Genomic DNA, 19,796 nt, shown 5'->3' with positions numbered 1-19,796 from the left:
CGCAAGCGCTGTTCAAAAGGCTAAATCCTTCTTGTGTTGCAATGGCAATTATTGGGGTATATCACCAAAGGGTTTGGATCTCATGAGAGAAATTACACATGCGTTAACGTTATGGCTACAGCAGCCGGATCGGCAAGGGCAGGTGTATTTTGCAGGGAATCAGCAACCCGCGCCTGAACTTGCATATCAGGTGAATTTCCCTCGTTTGGAGCTAGTGCTGGAAGGCCAGCAGAAAATGAAATGGGAAGATGTGCAGGAAGGCGCTGCTGAGCATATTCTTCATGCCGGTGATGCTTTGTTTGTTCCAGCGGGTGGTTGGAATAGCCCCGCATGGAAGATGCCGGTGACCACACTTAGTATTTTATTTGGTAAGCAGCAGTTAGGGTTCAGTCTGTTGAGCTGGGATGGCGAGCAATACCAAGATCTTGGCAAACAAAATGTAGCGCGTCGTGGCCCGCGGGTGGGGTCATTTTTGCTTCAGGCGCTAAATGAACTGACATGGAATCAGCGTGACCAGAGCACAGCATGTTTTATCGTGAAAAGCCTGATCAGCCATTGCCTGGATTTACTCGGGAGTCAGGTGCAGACGGCTTCCCGCAGTCAGGCTCTGTTTGATGCGGTACGTGAACATCTTGATGAGTTTTACCGTGAACCACTGACGCGTGAATCTGTGGCGCAGGCGTTTTATATATCACCGAATTACCTTTCTCATCTGTTTCAGAAAGCAGGAGGGATCGGTTTTAATGAATACCTGAACTACACGCGGCTGGAACAGGCAAAACACTTGCTTAAACGTTATGACATGAAGGTAAAAGAGGTCGCACACGCCTGTGGTTTTGTTGATAGTAACTATTTTTGTAGACTGTTTCGCAAAACCACCGAACGATCGCCTTCTGAATATCGTCGCCAGTATCGAAGCCAACTGCTAGATAAGTAGCTAATCGACAGTTTTAGCTGATGTCAATGTGAGTATCCTGCGGGGATGTGATGATTTTTTTCACAGCAGAGAGCGTTTTCTCTGGAAGACGTAGGAATGTGCTGATGCTGCTGTGCACACAGCGGCAGTGAGCAAAACGCTCCGCGCCTTCTAGCTCAATATCGGCAATGAGTAACACAACGTCAGCCGAGCGAATATCATGTTCTGTCAGTGCGTTTTCGATGCCGAGTGCGCCTTGAGTTTCGATTTTCACTTGCCATTTTTCGTGCTGGCAGATTTTCTCTAATCTCTCTGCGGCCATATAGGTATGAGCAACACCGCTAATGCAGCCTGTCACTGCCACCAGTTTTATTGTCATCTCTGTCTCCTTGTCCGCATATGACTTATCCGCCAGTTATAACATGATAGCCTGCATTTATAGCCAGTTGTCGTATGAGTTCAACATCCCGTTCGCTCGGTGTTGCAACATTTTTCATCGCATAAGGTCGATTTAAGAGCTGATACTTAGACTCGCCAAACTGATGGAAAGGCAATAAATGTATTTCCGGCAGATTGAACGGAGCCAAGAAGTCGAGAATTGCATGAAAATTGTTGTGCTCCAGCGTGTAACCGGGAATGAGTGGTACACGCGGTATCACTGGTATTCCTGCTGCAATAAGGCGAGCGAAGTTTTTTAAAACCCGTGGCTGATGCATATTCAGCACATTTTTTGCCTGTTCCGTATCCATTATTTTGAGATCGAAAAGCACTAAATCACATCGTTGAGCCACTTTGAGCAGCATTTCTTCGTTGGCGTCGCCAGCGGTTTCTATCGCGGTATTTATTCCAAGCTCTTTAAGGCGGGTAAGAAACTGTAGTGCAAAGGGAGCCTGCATAAGTACCTCGCCGCCCGACAGTGTGACTCCTCCCCCAGATGTGCGGAAAAAAACGTCGTCTTTGAGCACTTCCTTAAGCAGATTTTCTAATGAAATATCTCGGCCAATACGCTCCATTGCCGTGGCCGGACATTCATCCGCATTGTTAAGGCAAGGCTGGCAGTGCAAGCATTTTGCTTCTCGGCGCACTGTGTGAATGCGGCTCGACATTGATTCGGGGTTCGCACACCACGGACAGGTATGCGGACATCCCTTGAAAAAGACGACGGTGCGGATCCCGCCGCCGTCGTTGAGCGAATAGCGCTGTATATTAAAAATCCGCGCCATGTTGTCTGACAAGCGCCCAGCAGATATCGGCTTACTAGAGCTGATGTGCCGTACGGCGAATGATGTCATCCTGAATTTCCTTTGAAAGCTCGACAAAGAAAGCACTGTAGCCAGCAACACGAACGACAAGCCCAGCATAGTCTTGTGGCTTCGCCTGAGCTGCTCGCAATGTTTCAGCATTTACAACGTTAAATTGGATATGCTGAAGCTTGAGTTTGGTAAAGGCGCCAAGAAAATCAGCCAGCTTGTTGAGGCCGGATTGCCCTTCAAGCGTAGACGGCGTGAATTTGACGTTCAGCAGTGTACCGTTAGAAAGTAGGTAGTTATCCAGCTTGCTGACCGATTTAAGTACTGCCGTCGGTCCTTGAGCATCTTGACCAAGCATGGGGGATAATCCGCCGTCGGCCAGTTGTTCCCCTGCGTAGCGTCCGTCGGGCGTCGCGCCCACTACGGCACCCAGTGGGACATGTGCTGAAACCGTATAAGACCCCGGTGTGAACTGGCCTCCGCGTGGGTTGTGATAGGTTTCTACTTCCTTGCAATAAAAGCGCAGCAGGTCGGCGCTAATGTTATCTACGACGTCGATGTCATTGCCGTATTTTTCAAAACGGTTGATAAGGCGAGCGCGAATTTGCTCACCTTCAGGGGTGGCGAAGTTGGCCTTTAGCGTTGCGATAAGTTCATCAAAACTGAGCCTTTGTTGATCAAAAACGATCCCTTTCAACGCATGCAGTGAGTCGCTGAGGTTAGCGATGCCAATTCCTTGTACGCCAGAGAAGTTGTAGCGTGCGCCGCCTTCAGTAATGTCTTTGCCGTTATGGAGGCAGTCACTGATAAAAGAGGAAAGTAAAGGAACAGGAGCCCAATCGCGGTGGCCAATATCACAGATGTTGCTACCCTGTGCCATTAGCTTCACGTAATGACAAATCTTATGGCGGATTTGTTCTAGCAGATCGTCATAGCTAAGATTGGCGTTACCTTCATTCTCAAGTAGAACGATCTCCATCACCTTAAGTAGGTTAAACATGGCGATGTCATGTAAACCGTAGGTTTTGCCGGGGATAGACAGTTCTACGCAGCCAACCACAGAATAGTCGCGCGCATCTTCCAGAGAAACTCCGCGGTTCAAAAATGCCGGTACGACGACTTCATCATTGAATATCTGTGGGATCCCCGTACCAATGCGGATAGTTTCAGCCGTTTTTAAGAGGAAAGGCCGGTCGATCAATTCATTAACGCGTACGCCGAGATTTGGTTGCGGTAGTTGGGTATTTTGGTAAGCGTCCAAACATAAAAACGACAGCGGGTTAACGGCGCTGCGGCCGGTTTCGGTAAGCCCCCCTAACAAGATAGTGTAACCCGTAGGGAATCCGGCGAAGTAGCGTGCACTGGAGGTTGAACGAAGTAAGACGATATCGTTGCACTTGATCCATAGCGACTCTAAAAGCTCTTGTAAAAACTGCGGCTCCTCTCCTTGCTGTAGCGATGTCTGATAAAACGGCAACATGTATTGATCGAAACGTCCTAGCGAGAGCGAGCTGGCGTTCGATTCATACTGAAGAATGATGTTCATGTACCAAAACAACTGGCAGGCTTGATAGAAGCCTCGTGGTCGTTCAGTGGCAATAGTTCGAGATATCTCTGCAATGTTTGCCAACTCTTCCCTACGCAGTGCATCTGAGCAGGCGAAGCTCATCTCCTGCGCCAACGCGCTATAGCGCAGAATATGGCGCTGTGAGGCCTCGAGCAGTAAAAGGGCTGCCTGATAGAACGCATTATCTGGATGCTGAGTGGTAAGCGATCGCATCTCACCCACTAACTGACCAAGACCATTTTTAAGCAGACGTGGGTAATCAATGATGATATGCCCCTGACCTTTGTCGGTCTGGTTGATGCTGAAAATCTGCGTTTTAACGGCCGTTTTGACTTCATCGGTCATCTGTTCATTGATGAAATCTTTCATGGAGCGCTTTTCCCAATATGGGAATAGCTGCTCACGATATATCTGCTTATCCTCGTTGGAGATCTCAAAGCGATCTTGTGGACGCGTCGGGAACTGCTCCAACTCCTTTAGCAGCCAATAAGGATCCATCTCAGGAGAAACGATCCCCGCTCGTGGCTTAACGGTGCGATTGCCTGCGATAAGTTCATCAGCTCGAATCGAAATCTCGACGTGATCGAGTATGTGAGCGGTCGCTTTAGCGCGGCGTAAAATGGTTGGCTCACCTTCGGTCTGCTGGTGGCTGACGGTATAGAGCAGGGCGCGTTCCAGAGAAATTTCTCTTGGATTTGCAAACATCGCGGCTTTAAGGCGTTCGATACGAGCGGTCATAATGGACTCCGATTCGAGAATTCAGCGCAGTAATCGAGAGCAGCGGTGATGCCACTCTCGTTGGGCAATCAGGCAGTTTGTGAAAGATGCGACTCAATTTTTCCCATAATGACATCAGCGCGTTTTACCGCATCGCTGATGTTGACGCGTACGATGGTTTTGCCTTGGAATCTTTCCTCAAATTTGATGCCGATGTCTTTGGTTAAGATCACCATATCCGCAGATGCCACGTCTTCAGCTGTTAATTCGTTTTCTAGTCCGATTGAACCTTGAGTCTCTACTTTGCATTCCCAGCCTTTGGCAAGCGCTGCACGTTCTAAGGCTTCAGCGGCCATGTAAGTATGGGCAACACCGGATGGGCAAGCGGTCACAGCAATAATTTTGGTCATAATGATGTCCTCAAAGCAGAATTAATTGATTTCAAAATCTAGGTCTAAATCGTCTTCTTTGGTTTCTGTTTTCTTAGCCTGCTTTTTAGCGGCCAGGCTTTTTAACACGTTGACGCAAAGGGCTGTGACGACCATGCCTACGGCTAATGCCACGATATAACCGAGCTTGCCTTCCACGACGGGCAGAACGATAAGTCCCCCCCAGCCTGCATAGCATTGAGCACCTAATAGTGCAGCGGTTACCGCGCCACAGGCAGAGCCGAGCATAATGGACGGAATTACGCGCAGAGGGTCAGCGGCGGCAAAAGGTATCGCACCTTCTGTAACCCCTACGCAGCCCATTAGCAATGCCGCTTTGCCCGCTTCTTTCTCTTCGGCGTTGTAATATTTGCGACCAATCAGAGTGGCGAAACCTAGCCCAAGAGGTGGCACAGCAATCGCTACGGCGGCAATGGCTACCACGCTATACACCCCTTGAGCGACGCAGATGAGCATAAATGCATAGGCAACTTTGTTGACGGGGCCGCCCATATCAAAGGCCAGCATTAACCCCATGATGATCGCCAACACCACAATGCTCCCTTGCTGCATGCCTTGCAGCCAATGCGTGAGGCTAGAAGTGAGTGCGCCTACTGGTTCACCTAATCCCCACATCATGATCCCCGCGGTCAGCAGCGTGCCGATGATTGGGATAACAAAAATAGGCATGACGGAACGCAGGATCTTGGGAACAGGTATCTTCTTGAGATAGAAAACAATGATGCCGCCGATAATGCCGGCGATGATTGCTCCAAAAAAACCTGCGCCAAATGAGTTGCCTACCCAAGCGCCAATTGCACAGGGCGCTAACGCAGAGCGATCGGCAATTGAATAACCGATATAGGCTGCAAGAAAAGGCACCATCAGCGTTAAGCCGGCAACGCCGATATCAAACAGCTTTTTCAGATTGGGATCGGTTGCTGCATTCGGTACCGCACCTTGACCGTACAGCATGACGGAAACGGCAAGCAATATACCGCCGGCTACCACGAAAGGAATCATATGTGATACGCCAGTCATCAAGTGCTGGCGGGTATTTTTGAGTATCTGAACCAACTCTTTCATAGCGTTCTCCAGTGCATGGACTTTGTTTGCCGCGGTAGGGGCATGACAGGAAATAGGTTTCCACAATAGGCAATCTGGCGTAAGGCAGACAGTGGAGAAAATTGACATTTACTGGATATTTGTACGATATGTGGAAAAATGCGATCGGGCGCAAACTTGTCGATGATAGATACATATTTCCCATCATAATTTGGGATGTGAGCATCATCGCACTTTTGGCTTATGATTACATTTGTCCAGTGTTTGGCATTTTTGTCCCATAGCCGCATAGGGGAGACCGCTTTTATCCTGTTAGCCATCATCCAGTTTTGGTTCAGGAGAACGCGTCATGCCGCAAGTGCTGAAATTTACCTGTGATTTACCGAACGGTGTCCATGCCCGTCCCGCCAGTCATATTGAAACCTTATGCAACCAATTCACTGCGCGTATTGAGTGGTTCAACTTGCGTACAGGTAGGCAAGGGGATGCTAAAAGCGCCTTATCTTTAATTGGTACGGATACACTGCAGGGCGATGAATGCCATATCAGTATTGAGGGTGTTGATGCCGAACAGGCTTTTTTACGTATTTCTACCTTTATCAAAGATGAATTTCCTCATTGTGATGCCCCTTTGCCACAGAGTTCGGAAAGCCAAGAAGAAGCATTGCCGCAGTCACTGACTCATCTAAACCCTAACGTTATTCGTGCTCGCTCGGTGTGCGGTGGAATTGCTCAGGGGATTTTATTGCGCCTATCCACCATGAATTTGAAGCATCTTGGTGAACTGCCCGCGTCGCGCGGCGTGGAAGAAGAGCAGGGGGCGTTGGATTTGGGTTTAAGCCGTTTGCTGAAGTCTTTGGATCTGCAACTGTTGGATGATAACGGTACGACGAGCGCGGTGTTGGAAGCGCATCGCTCTTTGCTCAGCGATCACTCATTACGCGCTCAGATTTTAGAGCAGATAGTAAAAGGCGCTAGCTGTGCGCAGGCTATCGTCGCGGCTGAAGAGCATTTCTGCCAGCAGTTTTCCTCATCGGCGAGTGAGTATCTACGCGAACGGGCACTCGACGTTCGTGATGTCTGTTTTCAGCTATTACAGCAAATTTATGGTAGTCAGCGATTCCCTTCTCAGACCGCGTTGCAACAAAGCTCAATCTGTATGGCTGATGAGTTAACGCCAAGTCAGTTTTTAGAACTGGATAAATCACTGCTGAAAGGATTGCTGCTGAGCAACGGTGGCAGCACTTCACATACGGTGATTTTGGCGCGTTCATTCAATATTCCGACGCTGGTGGGCGTGGATGCAGAGGCTCTTGCTGCGTATGTTGGTCAGGAGGTGCAAATTGATGGGGATTTGGGACTGGTTGCTGTCGATATGTCGCCTGAAGTGCAGCGTTATTATCAGCTTGAGGCTCAGGTTCAGCAGCGCATCCGTGAGCAGCAGAGGGCATATCTCTCCACGCAGGGGCGCAGCGCAGATGGGGTCCGTTTGGAAGTTGCCGCAAATATTGCCCACTCCATAGAAGCCGTACCGGCATTTAGTAACGGGGCTGAGTCGGTAGGGCTATTCCGCACTGAAATGCTGTATATGGATCGCGCTCATGCACCATCAGAAAACGAACTTTATAATATTTATTGTCAGGCACTTGAGGGCGCCGAGGGGCGTAGCATTATTGTGCGTACCATGGATATTGGCGGGGATAAGCCCGTTGAGTATCTCAAAATCCCCGCAGAAAATAATCCTTTTCTCGGATATCGCGCGGTACGGATCTATCAGGAATTTATCTCTCTTTTTCATACCCAGCTACGCTCAATATTACGTGCGTCGGCGCATGGCTCTCTGAAGATCATGATTCCGATGATCTCTTCGATGGAGGAGATCTTGTGGGTTAAAGATCAACTTGCCGAAGTGAAGCAAAAGCTCCGTACCGAACAGATCCCTTTCGATGAAAAGATCCCGTTGGGCATCATGCTGGAAGTACCATCGGTGATGTTTATCATCGACCAATGCTGTGAAGAGATTGATTTCTTTAGCATCGGCAGCAATGACCTGACGCAATATCTGCTCGCCGTTGACCGTGATAACGCCAAGGTCACCAAGCATTACAACAGCCTCAATCCTGCGTTCTTACGAGCGTTAGATCACGCGGTGCGCGAAGTACATCGGCAGGGGAAATGGATTGGGCTGTGCGGAGAGTTAGGTGCCAAAGGCTCGGTGCTGCCGTTGTTACTTGGGCTGGGGCTGGATGAAATCAGCATGAGTGCTCCTTCTATTCCAGCGACAAAAGCGCGGCTTGCACAGTTGGACAGCCGCGAATGCCGCTTGTTATTAAATCGTGCTATGGCTTGCCGGACTTCTTTAGAAGTGGAGCACTTACTGGCTCAATTCCGCATGACGCAGCAGGATGCTCCGCTGATTAGCGCTAACTGTATTTCACTCAATAATGATTGGCGCAGTAAAGAAGAGGTCATTAAAGGAATGACCGATAATCTTCTGCTCGCAGGGCGCTGTCGCTACCCGCGTAAGCTTGAGGCTGACTTATGGGCGAGAGAGGCCGTATTTTCCACCGGGCTCGGTTTTGGTTTTGCGATTCCCCACACTAAATCTGAACACATTGAGCAATCTACGATCAGCGTTGCGCGATTGCCGCAGCCAGTCATCTGGGGAGATGAAGAGGCTCAATACATCATTATGTTAACCCTAAACAAACATGCCGCTGGGGATCAGCATATGCGCATCTTCTCTCGCTTGGCGCGTCGCATCATGCATGAGGAGTTTCGTTCCGCGCTGGTTGGCGCTAGTGATGCCAGCGATGTGGCTAACTTACTGGCTCGTGAGCTAGACATTTAATTTAAGGAAACAGGTTATGGAACTCTATTTAGACACGTCAGATATCGCGGAAGTAGCACGCTTAGCCCGTATTTTTCCTCTGCAAGGGGTAACAACTAACCCCAGTATTATCGCAAAAGGTGGGCAGCCCGTTTGGGATGTCTTACCACAGCTGCGTGATGCGCTTGGCGGCAGCGGAATTTTGTTTGCACAGGTCATGGGACGTAATGCTGAACAGATGGTTACAGAGGCTAAACAGCTGACGGAGCGGGTATCTGGGCTGGTGGTGAAAATTCCGGTAACGCCCGAAGGATTAGCGGCGATCAAACAGTTAAAAGCGTTAGGTATCCCAACGTTAGGCACCGCTGTTTACAGTGCGGCACAAGGGTTATTGGCTGCACTCGCGGGGGCAGACTATGTTGCACCTTATGTGAATCGCATTGATGCCCAAGGTGGTGATGGGATTAAAACAGTGCAAGAACTTCAGTCATTGCTGGAAATGCATGCTCCACACGCGAAGGTGCTGGCAGCTAGCTTTAAAACGCCGCGTCAGGCATTAGATTGTCTGCTGGTGGGCTGTGAAGCGATAACGTTGCCGTTGGATGTTGCTCAGCAATTCTTGGCGTCACCAGCCGTGGATGCGGCGGTTGTTAAATTTGAGCAGGATTGGCAGGGGGCGTTTGGTTCTCTCTGTTTATAGCTGTCTTGAGAACTACCATGGAAAAGGGAGGCATAAGCCTCCCTTTTGATATTGAGCGTTGTCTGAATCGAACGATTACAGCAGACGACGTGCTGCTTCTACCACGATTTTCACCGCGTGAGATTCGGTTTTCTTCATAGTTTCTGCGTTTGGAATTTCTTGCTGCGTGCGGTTAACAATAACGCCTGCAACCATACCTGCGCGCAGACCTTGGCTTGCACACATGGTAAGCAGAGTCGCTGACTCCATCTCGAAGTTCATCACGCCCATTTCCTGCCACTCTTTCATAGAGCCTTTGAAACGGCTAACTACGCGGCCAGAGAAGGTGTCATAACGTTCTTGACCTGGGTAGAAGGTGTCAGAAGATGCGGTTACGCCAATGTGAGTCGTTGCGCCAACCGCTTTAGCAGCATCAACCAGTGCGGTCGTACAGGTAAAGTCGGCAACGGCAGGGAATTCCATTGGTGCGAAGTGCAGACTAGCACCGTCTAAACGTACAGAACCCGTAGTGACCAATACATCACCCACGTTGATGTGCGGCTGAATTGCACCAGTGGTGCCGACACGCAGGAAGGTACGAATGCCTAGCTGCGCCAGTTCTTCAACGGCGATAGAGGTTGATGGACCACCGATACCGGTTGAGCAAACGATGACAGATTTACCGTCTAGCTCTGCGCGCCAAGAAGTGAATTCACGATGTGAGGCCAATTTGACTGGGTTATCCATCAAATTAGCAATTTTTTCTACACGCTCAGGGTCACCAGGGACGATAGCCAAGGTTGCGCCTTTCAGATCGCTTTTTACTAGGCCGAGGTGGAAAACATCAGAATTAGACATACGGACTCCTCTGTCATTGCTATAAGTTGTTAAGGAGGAACAAAAACGCACTCTACTGAAATTCATCAGTGAAATGCGTGACTCAAATCACTAGATATGAAGAAACAATAACAAGAACGACAAATAATTGTGATTAAAATCACACAATATGGCGAGTTAGCGGTTTTTTTCACCGCTCACAGTGTGACATGTACACTTTATCTTCGCTAGTTGGGAGCACGCTTGTGGGTGATAACGTGTTGTTTAGTGCTTCCGAGTGATTGTTTGATTCTCATGCAAACAAATTATTGCTATTTATACTTAACATTCTTGCAATATATTCAGACAGGGAGTTTTACATGAAGACCGAAGATCTTATTACGTTGATAACCTCACCGTCATCGTTCTCCCCCGCCGCTGGCACTATCGCTTCTACCTCGATCCATACCGATAGTGAAGGTTTGCATGCAGGATTCACCACAATCCCATCTCAGGGAGACGATCTCCCAGCATATTTAGCCAAGCCTTTGCACGCAGAAGGGCCATTGCCCATCGTATTGGTGGTGCAGGAGATCTTTGGTGTGCATGAGCATATTCAAGATATTTGCCGTCGTCTGGCAAAACAGGGCTATTTGGCGATTGCCCCAGAGCTTTATTTCCGCCAAGGGGAAGCCAGTGACTACACTGATATTCCCTCGTTGTTTCAACATCTGGTCAGCAAAGTACCTGATAAACAGGTTTTGGGGGACTTAGATCATGCAGCTCACTGGGCCACTCGCCACGGTGGTGATGCGAGCCGCTTGTTTATCACCGGCTTTTGCTGGGGTGGACGTATTACTTGGCTTTATGCTGCGCACAATCCTCAACTTAAAGCGGGGGTTGCATGGTATGGTCGCATGGTGGGCGATAAAACGTTAACATCGCCAAAGCATCCCGTTGATGTTGCCGCTGAGCTTAGTGCGCCGATGTTAGGCTTGTACGGTGGCCTGGATGACAGCATTCCGCAAGAAACGGTAGAGACGATGCGACAGTCTTTGCGAGCAGCCAATGCAATCGCAGAAATTATCGTCTATCCAGAGGCTGGGCATGCATTTAATGCGGATTATCGCGCGAGTTATAACGCTGAAGCAGCCAAAGATGGTTGGCAGCGTATGCTAGCGTGGTTTGCCACCTATGGTGGAAATAAGGTGGAATAACGTCTAACCGTGACTCATTTTGTTGGTGCGATTGCATGCTCATAAGGATTCGGTGCGATGCGGTTTTACCGCTTTTCACTGAATCTGATAAGGTGGGAGCGATAACCTAAAATAATAAGAGGTCATGATGACAGCCACTATTTTTTTGCATCCCTCCCTTGCCCCCTTGGAAGGTGGCGTTAACTTTCGCGATATGGGCGGTTATCTCGCTGCCGATGGCCGTCGAGTTAAGCGTGGTAGATTGTTCCGATCAGGGGCGTTAGATCGCCTAACGGATAAGGATTTAAGCTACCTGCAAGATGTACCTATCAAAAATATCCTCGACTATCGCGATGCCGACGAGGTGTCTACCAAGCCAGATGTGCTTTGGGATGCGGTACGCTATATCAATTTGCCTGCTAATCCACTGAGTACCGAAGTTAACGCTAATCTGGAGAAACTCACTAGCGAAGCGCTAGAGTCTTTCGACGCCAATGCTTTTATGTTGGAGCTCTACCGTCGCCTACCTTTTAGCAATCACGCTTACCAACTGTTAAGCACCCTGTTACAGAGCGGTGAAGAAGGCGCCATCGTGCAGCATTGCGCAGTCGGTAAGGATAGAACCGGCGTTGGTTCAGCACTGGTACTGTTTGCCTTAGGCGCCGACGAAGCAACGGTGATGGAAGATTATCTTTTAACTGAAACCACGCTAGCGCCATTCCGTAGCCAAATGCTGGATTACCTGTCTGTTAAACTGAATGAAAAGGCGCTGGGGCAGTTTTCGTATGTCCTGTCTGCTCGCGAAGAGTTTTTGGTCACTGCGTTGGATGCGATCAAAGCCAGATACAGCACAATCGATAGTTGGCTAGAGCAGGAATATGGCCTAAATATGCAGGTGAGATCACAACTTCAGCAACAGTTCCTAGAGCCGTAACTCCCCGATATTTCATGAAAGTGGAGTCGATGGGCTCCACTCAATCCACTTTTCATACCGCTTACTGAGCCAAAACACCGCTTAATCAAATTCAACCCCTTCCCCAAATAGCCCTCAAGTATGTTAACGCCTGAGAAATCCTCAGGAGATAATAACTATGCAACATGCAATTACATTCGTTATTGCTACGCTGTGTATCCTTACGATCTGCTACCGTTTGTACGGTATCTTTTTCGTAAAAAAGGTACTGCGTGCTGATGATAACGAAGTGACTCCATCACATACCTTTGAAGACGGGAAAGATTACGTACCTACCAAAAAGTGGGTTAACTTTGGTAGCCACTTTGCAGCAATCGCTGCTGCAGGGCCTTTGGTTGGACCGGTTCTGGCTGCGCAGTTCGGCTACCTGCCGGGCTTCCTTTGGTTGTTGATTGGCTGTGTGGTCGGCGGTGCGGTACATGATACCGTGGTGCTGTTCGCGTCCATGAAACATCAAGGTAAATCCTTATCTGAAGTGGCTAAATCCGAGCTAGGGCCGATTGCAGGCTGGTGTACGGGTTTAGCAATGCTGTTCATTATCACGATTACCATGGCCGGTTTGTCGATGGTGGTAGTGCACGCGCTGGAACGTAACCCTTGGGGGACTTTCGCCGTGTTTATGACCATTCCTATCGCTATTGGTGTGGGGTTGTGGGAACGCGTTACTGGCAGCATGAAAGGCGCGACTTACGTGGGTATCGCCGCGATCATGGCCTGCGTATTCTTCGGTCCTCATATCCAGAACACCACTTTTGGTGAGTGGCTGACGTTTAAAGCGACGACGGTAAGCCTGTTGCTGCCAGCGTATGCATTCTTTGCTACCGCGTTACCTGTATGGATGTTGCTGACGCCGCGTGGTTACCTTTCTAGCTTTATGAAAATCGGCGTGTTCGGCGCGTTGGTTATCGGTGTTATCTTCATTAACCCAGAAATTCAGTTCCCTGCGGTGACTCAGTTCATTCACGGCGGCGGCCCGGTTCTTGCTGGCCCAGTTTGGCCATTCATCTCGATTACCATTGCCTGTGGCGCAATCTCCGGTTTCCATGCGTTTATCGGTTCTGGCACCACGCCAAAACAGATCGACAAATGGAGCGATATTCTGCCGGTAGGTTTTGGTGCAATGTTGGCGGAGTGTGTGGTGGGTGTGATGGCGCTGATTGCGGCAACGTCTCTGCATCCTGCTGACTACTTTGCGATTAACTCAAGTGCGGAAGCGTGGGCGGGATTAGGCATGGATGTGGTTAACCTGCCTAAGCTAAGCGAAGAAATTGGTCTGGATCTTTATGGCCGTACCGGTGGTGCCGTTACGCTGGCTGTGGGTATGACCGATATCTTCATCCGTGTGCCATGGTTTAGCAGTTTGGCGTCTTATTTCTTCCAATTTGTCATTATGTTCGAAGCGGTGTTTATCCTGACCGCCGTTGACTCCGGTACTCGTGTAGCACGTTACCTGCTGCAAGACTTCCTAGGCGACCTGTGGGCTCCGCTGAAGCGTACTGACTGGCTGCCTGGGTCCATCTTCTGTTCTGTCATCGCCTGCGCGCTGTGGGGCTACCTGCTGAACTCTGGTGACATTAACTCGGTATGGGCGCTGTTCGGTGTCTCTAACCAGCTGATGGCTTCTGTTGGCCTCATTATTGGTGCCACGATCATCCTGCGTTTAGCGACTAAACGAGCTTATATGCTGACCTGTGTTATTCCGTTGGCGTACCTGTTTGTCACCGTAAACTATGCCGGTTATTGGATGATTAAGAACGTGTACTTCAACTCGGCGGCGAAAGGCTACAATATTTTCAACGGAACTATTTCGATTATCATGATGGTTCTGGGCGTGATTATCCTTATCTCTGCCCTACGTAAATGGCGTGAGCTGTGGTCTGTACGTGGCAAGGAGCTTCGTGCTGAACAGACAACTGCAACGGCTTAATCGTTAGCGTTTCATCATTGTTTAAAACGGCCGATTTATCGGCCGTTTATTTTTGGTTAATCTACAACGCCACGTTATGCCGTATCCTGCCTGTTTAACCTCAATCGAGAGAGCTGCATCGTGACGTTAGATAGCATCATCCAGATAGTGGTTGAGTTTGTCCGCAACCATGAGCATTGGGCCATCCCAATCGTTTTCATTTTGGCTTTTGGCGAGTCGCTGGCATTTCTGTCTCTGTTACTCCCCGCTACGGTAATTTTGTTGGGGTTGGGTGCCCTCATCGGCGAGAGTGGAATTGCTTTTTGGCCGCTATGGATCGCCGCTAGCACAGGTGCGTTTCTTGGCGATTGGGTTTCATACTGGGTTGGTGACCGCTACCAGCATCAGGTTGAGCATATGTGGCCGCTATCCCGCCATCCACAGATGATGGCTCGGGGTCATACCTTCTTTGAACGTTGGGGAACGTGGGGCGTGTTTATTGGCCGTTTTTTTGGTCCATTGCGTGCGGTCGTCCCTTTGGTTGCGGGGATATGTGGCATGCCGCAGCGCTATTTTCAGCTAGCCAATTTGCTGTCGGCGATTCTGTGGGGATTTGCCATGTTAGCACCCGGCGCATTTGGCATTCAGTGGCTCAATGGCTGGCTGGACTAAGTTCTCATTCTATTTCATACAATTTTGCGTACTGTTTCGCAGCCTTTGCGTATTCGCTCTGGACATCCATACAGTATATTATTACCGTGACGATCAGAAAGCGTTATAAGGCGGAGGCAGGGTGGATTCCAGCATATTTTATGGTGTAGCAGGTGCCGTCGTTGGCATGCTGGTGGGGTGGTTGATCGCGAGTTTACGAATACAACAGCAGCGGCTAACACTGGAAGGTGATTTGCGTCTGCACCAGCAAGAGATTGCACAGTATCAGCAAGAGCAGCAGACGCTGATACAGCAACGCCAACAGCAAGAGCTACAGCAGCGCGAGAAAGATCAAGAATTGCGTATGCTGCACAGTCAGCTTGCCGCAACTCAGGAGAAGCTGAATCAGCAATCCGTGTGGCGTAACGAATGTGAGCAGCTAAATCAGGAGCTGCGTGCGCTGCGTGAGGTCAACAGCGCGCAAGAGGCTGAATTACGAGAAGTGACTATTCGTCTGGAAGAGACACGACTGGGAGCAGAAGAAAAACAGCGCTTGCTGGTCAACAGTGAGCAGCGCCTTAGTGCTCAGTTTGAAAATTTAGCTAATCGTATTTTTGAACATAGTGGAAAACGGGTTGAGGAGCAGAATCGCCAAAGTTTGAATAGCTTATTGAGCCCGTTACGCGAACAGTTAGATGGGTTTCGCCGTCAGGTGCAGGATAGCTTTGGGCAAGAAGCGCGTGAAAGGCATACGCTGGCGCACGAAATCCGTAATCTTCAGCAGCTAAATGCACAAATGGCGCGTGAGGCGGTAAACCTGACTAAGGCTTTGAAAGGGGATAACAAAACACAGGGTAACTGGGGGGAGGTAGTCCTCAGTCGTGTCTTGGAAGCCTCTGGCCTGCGTGAGGGATATGAATATCAGACACAGGTGAGTGTTCAGGTTGGTACTAATAGCCGTATGCAGCCCGATGTTGTTGTGCGTCTGCCACAGGGTAAAGATGTGGTGGTCGACGCGAAAATGTCATTGGTGGCCTATGAGCGGTATTTCAACGCCGAAGATGACATGGTGCGTGAACTGGCTCTGCAGGAACATGTGGCTTCGGTGAAAGGGCATATTCGTCAGCTTGGGCGTAAAGATTATCAGCAGCTTCCGGGACTGCGCTCTTTGGACTATGTCCTGATGTTTATCCCAGTTGAGCCTGCTTTTTTAGCCGCCATCGACCGCGAGCCCGAACTGATTAGCGAAGCCCTAAGACATAACATTATGCTGGTGAGCCCAACAACGTTGTTAGTGGCGTTGCGTACTATTAGTAATTTATGGCGCTATGAACATCAAAGTCAGAATGCACAGAAAATCGCCGAACGTGCGTCGAAATTATACGATAAGATGCGTTTGTTCGTTGATGATATGGAATCTCTTGGGCAGAGTCTGGATAAATCGCAGGCAAGTTATCGTCAGGCAATGAACAAACTGGCACAAGGCCGTGGTAATCTGATAGGACAAGTCGAGAGTTTCCGCACTTTAGGGGTGGAAGTGAAAAGGCCGATAAGTCCTTCGCTTGCTGATGAAGCCCGACTGGAAAATGAACCCGAAGATGAGGAGTTTGCTGATCCTGCCGAGCAGGCGATACAGCAACCTACCATAAGAGTCGCCAACGGACTCGATGATTAAACACTGCTCCTTGCTTCGATAAGGCCGAGCACTGTTCGCACCAACGGGCAGCGCTTAATCGCGTAGATTCACAATCAATTAGATTAAAAGCAGGCTTAGAAAAATGGTAGATCAAACGCCAGAAACCACTCATTTTGGTTTCAAAACCGTCGCCACAGCTGAAAAAGCGGGCAAAGTTGCTCAAGTATTCCATTCCGTAGCGGCAAAATACGACTTGATGAATGATCTCATGTCATTTGGTATTCATCGTGTCTGGAAGCGTTTTACCATTGATTGCAGCGGCGTGCGCCGTGGGCAAAAGGTACTTGATCTTGCTGGTGGTACAGGCGATCTTGCAGCAAAATTCTCTCGCATTGTTGGCGAGCAGGGTGAAGTGGTTCTGGCAGATATCAACGACTCAATGCTTAAGATTGGGCGCGAGAAATTGCGTAATCTTGGCGTTATCGGCAATATTAACTACGTACAGGCCAACGCAGAAGCTCTGCCTTTCCCCGACAACCATTTTGACTGTATCACCATTGCTTTTGGTCTACGCAACGTCACCGATAAAGATAAAGCGTTACGCTCCATGTATCGTGTGTTAAAGCCAGGTGGACGTTTGCTGGTTCTTGAGTTTTCCAAGCCATTACTCGAGCCGCTCAACAAAGCCTATGATGCTTACTCATTCCATATCCTGCCGAAAATTGGCGAATTAGTGGCGCATGATTCTGAAAGCTATCGCTACTTAGCCGAATCGATCCGTATGCATCCCGATCAAGAAACGCTGAAGTCCATGATGGATGATGCCGGTTTCGAAAACACGACGTATTTCAACCTGACTGGTGGGATTGTTGCTTTACATCGTGGCTATAAGTTTTAACTGAAGGATCGTTATGCTGACCCCATTGCTAAACCCATTATTTACCGGTGCGATTGAAACGGCACTTAATCGAATGTTGTATCGTGACCGTGCGCTCAACAATGCGCGCCAGCGCCTGACGGGCAAGGTGCTGGGCGTTTTCGTCAATGAGATAAACTCACCACTCTATCTGGTTTTTAGCGATAACCGTCTGGATGTTTTGGGCGCGTGGGAAGGCGACACTGAGTGTTGCGTTAAAACGCGACTATCCGTGTTACCGGAACTGCGTGACCGTCAACAGCTTACCGCGCTTATCCGCTCTGGCGATTTAGTCGTAGAGGGGGATATTCAGGTTGTGCAGCAATTTATCGGTTTAATGGATTTAGCTGAATGGGATCCCGCAGAGTTGTTAGCTCCCTATACGGGGGATGTCGTTGCTCAGGGCATGAGTATGTTTATACGCAAAGGTGCCCATTTTGTGGTGACTGGCAGCCAGCGTCAGCGACAATACATCGGTCAAGCTGTGACTGAAGAGTGGCGTTTAGCTCCAGGGGTTTTGGAAGCGGCTTGGTTTTCTGAAGAAGTTGATGCCGTCAGCCATCAGCTCGAAAGTCTGGAAACGCGACTTTCTCTGCTTGAGGATAAAATATGACGCCATCGGAACTGTGCCGATTTTATTTGATTGTTCGGGTTTTCCTTGCTTATGGACTAGATGAACTGATCCCGAAAATGCGCATCACGCTTCCGTTACGAATGGGGCGTCATCTGCTGTTCTGGATGCGTAACAAGCATAAAGACAAGCCTTTGGGCGAGCGTTTGCGCTTAGCATTACAAGAGCTAGGGCCTGTCTGGATTAAGTTTGGCCAGATGATGTCCACCCGTCGCGATCTTTTCCCTCCGATGATTGCCGATCAGCTTGCATTGCTACAGGATCGCGTTGCACCATTCGATGGTGCTTTAGCTCGTAAGCAAATTGAAGACTCAATGGGTGGCCCGCTTGAGCAGTGGTTTGATGATTTCGACCAAAACGCGTTAGCATCGGCGTCGATTGCACAGGTACATACCGCTAAGCTGAAAGAGAATGGTCAGGAGATCGTTCTGAAGGTCATTCGGCCTGACATTCTACCGATCATCAAAGCCGATGTTCGCCTGATGTATCGACTTGCTGGCTGGGTGCCTAAGCTCATGCCTGATGGCCGTCGTTTACGCCCGCGCGAAGTGGTGCGTGAATATGAAAAGACGCTGCTGGATGAGCTTAATTTATTACGAGAAGCGGCAAATGCGATTCAGCTGCGTCGTAATTTCGAAGGCAGCCCAATGCTGTATGTGCCAGAAATTTACTCCGACTATTGCCGTGAAAACGTGCTGGTTATGGAGCGGATCTACGGTATTCCAGTTTCTGATTTACCTGCTTTGCATGCGCAGAATACCAATATGAAACTGTTGGCCGAACGAGGCGTGCAGGTGTTCTTTACGCAGGTGTTCCGCGATAGTTTCTTCCATGCAGATATGCATCCCGGCAATATTTTTGTCAGTTTTGAGCACCCTGAGAACCCACAGTATATCGGTATTGATTGTGGGATCGTGGGGAGCTTGAATAAAGACGATAAACGTTATCTGGCTGAAAACTTTATCGCATTTTTCAACCGTGATTATCGCAAGGTTGCTGAGCTGCATGTTGACTCTGGTTGGGTTCCTCGTGATACCAATATCGAAGATTTTGAATTTGCAATTCGCACCGTTTGTGAGCCGATTTTCGAAAAGCCGCTGGCTGAGATTTCTTTTGGACATGTTCTGCTGAACCTTTTTAACACTGCGCGCCGCTTCAATATGGAAGTGCAGCCGCAGCTGGTTCTGCTGCAAAAAACGTTGCTGTATGTCGAAGGTTTAGGGCGTCAGCTCTATCCACAGTTAGACCTGTGGACCACGGCGAAGCCCTTCCTAGAAACATGGCTACGCGATCAGGTGGGTATACCCGCTATTATTCGTGCGTTAAAAGAGAAAGCGCCGTTTTGGGCTGAGAAGCTCCCTGAGCTCCCTGAGCTGTTTTATGATAGTTTGCAACAGCACAAAGTATTGCAGCAGAGCGTTGATCGGGTATTCGCTCAGCTAGATAAGCAACGTAATCGCCATGGGCGTTCACGATACTTGTTTGGGATTGGCGCTACACTATTACTGAGTGGTACGATCTTGGTCGCTGCGAAGATACCTGTTTGGCCAGCTTGGATTATTGCTGGCGGCTGTGTTGCTTGGATTGTTGGATGGCGTTACACCCGTCAGTAGATACCT

The 19,796-nt window shown here is 49.3% G+C and carries 17 protein-coding genes; 11 read left to right on the top strand and 6 right to left on the bottom strand.

All coding sequences use genetic code 11. The features are described from left to right. The first annotated feature begins 82 nt into the window (after positions 1-82). Positions 83-937, top strand: coding sequence for an AraC family transcriptional regulator (locus tag M988_RS19630; RefSeq protein WP_064575422.1), 855 nt, complete (start codon positions 83-85; stop codon positions 935-937). A 13-nt stretch (positions 938-950) separates the two neighbouring features. On the opposite strand, the gene M988_RS19625 is transcribed toward M988_RS19630, so the two are convergent. The 5 genes from M988_RS19625 to M988_RS19605 form a co-directional block, all read right to left on the bottom strand. After that, positions 951-1,295, bottom strand: coding sequence for a PTS fructose-like transporter subunit IIB (locus M988_RS19625; RefSeq protein ID WP_008815881.1), 345 nt, complete (start codon positions 1,293-1,295; stop codon positions 951-953). A 25-nt stretch (positions 1,296-1,320) separates the two neighbouring features. Further along, positions 1,321-2,208, bottom strand: coding sequence for a [formate-C-acetyltransferase]-activating enzyme (locus M988_RS19620; RefSeq protein ID WP_061059330.1), 888 nt, complete (start codon positions 2,206-2,208; stop codon positions 1,321-1,323). Beyond that, positions 2,174-4,471, bottom strand: a complete 2,298-nt coding sequence (locus M988_RS19615) for a formate C-acetyltransferase (RefSeq protein WP_064575421.1) — start codon at positions 4,469-4,471, stop codon at positions 2,174-2,176. The genes M988_RS19620 and M988_RS19615 overlap by 35 nt, the downstream gene beginning before the upstream one ends. A 68-nt stretch (positions 4,472-4,539) precedes the next feature. Continuing rightward, positions 4,540-4,860: a PTS fructose-like transporter subunit IIB gene (locus M988_RS19610; protein ID WP_004089362.1), complete on the bottom strand. Its 321-nt coding sequence runs from the start codon at positions 4,858-4,860 to the stop codon at positions 4,540-4,542. A 21-nt stretch (positions 4,861-4,881) separates the two neighbouring features. After that, positions 4,882-5,964, bottom strand: a complete 1,083-nt coding sequence (locus tag M988_RS19605; RefSeq protein WP_039189755.1) for a PTS fructose transporter subunit EIIC — start codon at positions 5,962-5,964, stop codon at positions 4,882-4,884. 328 nt (positions 5,965-6,292) lie between these two features. On the opposite strand from M988_RS19605, the gene ptsP reads away from it, so the two are divergent. Together ptsP and fsa are read left to right on the top strand one after the other, a co-directional pair. Beyond that, positions 6,293-8,794 carry a phosphoenolpyruvate--protein phosphotransferase gene (gene ptsP / locus M988_RS19595; protein ID WP_064575419.1) on the top strand — a complete coding sequence of 834 codons (2,502 nt, stop codon included), beginning with the start codon at positions 6,293-6,295 and terminating at the stop codon, positions 8,792-8,794. A gap of 16 nt (positions 8,795-8,810) precedes the next feature. Then, positions 8,811-9,473 carry a fructose-6-phosphate aldolase gene (fsa, locus tag M988_RS19590; RefSeq protein ID WP_008815886.1) on the top strand — a complete coding sequence of 221 codons (663 nt, stop codon included), beginning with the start codon at positions 8,811-8,813 and terminating at the stop codon, positions 9,471-9,473. A gap of 75 nt (positions 9,474-9,548) precedes the next feature. Here fsa and udp read toward each other — a convergent pair whose 3' ends face one another. After that, on the bottom strand, positions 9,549-10,310 hold the full coding sequence (gene udp, locus M988_RS19585; protein ID WP_004089366.1) for a uridine phosphorylase: 762 nt from the start codon (positions 10,308-10,310) through the stop codon (positions 9,549-9,551). 338 nt (positions 10,311-10,648) lie between these two features. Between udp and M988_RS19580 the strand changes: the two genes are divergently transcribed. The 8 genes from M988_RS19580 to ubiB all read left to right on the top strand — a co-directional run bounded on the left by M988_RS19580 (position 10,649) and on the right by ubiB (position 19,790). Continuing rightward, positions 10,649-11,485, top strand: a complete 837-nt coding sequence (locus M988_RS19580) for a dienelactone hydrolase family protein (protein ID WP_064575417.1) — start codon at positions 10,649-10,651, stop codon at positions 11,483-11,485. 127 nt (positions 11,486-11,612) lie between these two features. Then, a complete protein-coding gene (locus M988_RS19575) occupies positions 11,613-12,398 on the top strand; it encodes a tyrosine-protein phosphatase (protein ID WP_008815888.1) in 786 nt (261 codons plus the stop codon). A gap of 157 nt (positions 12,399-12,555) precedes the next feature. Next, complete coding sequence (locus tag M988_RS19570; RefSeq protein ID WP_004089370.1) at positions 12,556-14,364, top strand: carbon starvation CstA family protein; 1,809 nt, start codon at positions 12,556-12,558, stop codon at positions 14,362-14,364. Positions 14,365-14,484: 120 nt separating this feature from the next. Beyond that, positions 14,485-15,015: a DedA family protein gene (locus M988_RS19565; RefSeq protein WP_064575415.1), complete on the top strand. Its 531-nt coding sequence runs from the start codon at positions 14,485-14,487 to the stop codon at positions 15,013-15,015. 121 nt (positions 15,016-15,136) lie between these two features. Beyond that, a complete protein-coding gene (gene rmuC, locus M988_RS19560) occupies positions 15,137-16,669 on the top strand; it encodes a DNA recombination protein RmuC (RefSeq protein ID WP_064575413.1) in 1,533 nt (510 codons plus the stop codon). A gap of 103 nt (positions 16,670-16,772) precedes the next feature. Further along, positions 16,773-17,528 (top strand): bifunctional demethylmenaquinone methyltransferase/2-methoxy-6-polyprenyl-1,4-benzoquinol methylase UbiE, encoded by a 756-nt coding sequence (gene ubiE / locus M988_RS19555; protein WP_004089375.1) that lies wholly within the window; start codon positions 16,773-16,775, stop codon positions 17,526-17,528. Between the two features lie 13 nt (positions 17,529-17,541). After that, a complete protein-coding gene (gene ubiJ, locus M988_RS19550; protein ID WP_008815891.1) occupies positions 17,542-18,159 on the top strand; it encodes a ubiquinone biosynthesis protein UbiJ in 618 nt (205 codons plus the stop codon). Continuing rightward, a complete protein-coding gene (ubiB, locus tag M988_RS19545; RefSeq protein ID WP_008815892.1) occupies positions 18,156-19,790 on the top strand; it encodes a ubiquinone biosynthesis regulatory protein kinase UbiB in 1,635 nt (544 codons plus the stop codon). The genes ubiJ and ubiB overlap by 4 nt, the downstream gene beginning before the upstream one ends. Positions 19,791-19,796: the final 6 nt, after the last annotated feature.

The sequence above is a fragment of the Hafnia paralvei ATCC 29927 genome (assembly GCF_001655005.1).
Taxonomy (GTDB): domain Bacteria; phylum Pseudomonadota; class Gammaproteobacteria; order Enterobacterales; family Enterobacteriaceae; genus Hafnia; species Hafnia paralvei.
The sequence above is the reverse complement of the archived record's forward strand: the minus strand, read 5'-3'. Positions and strand labels throughout refer to the sequence as shown.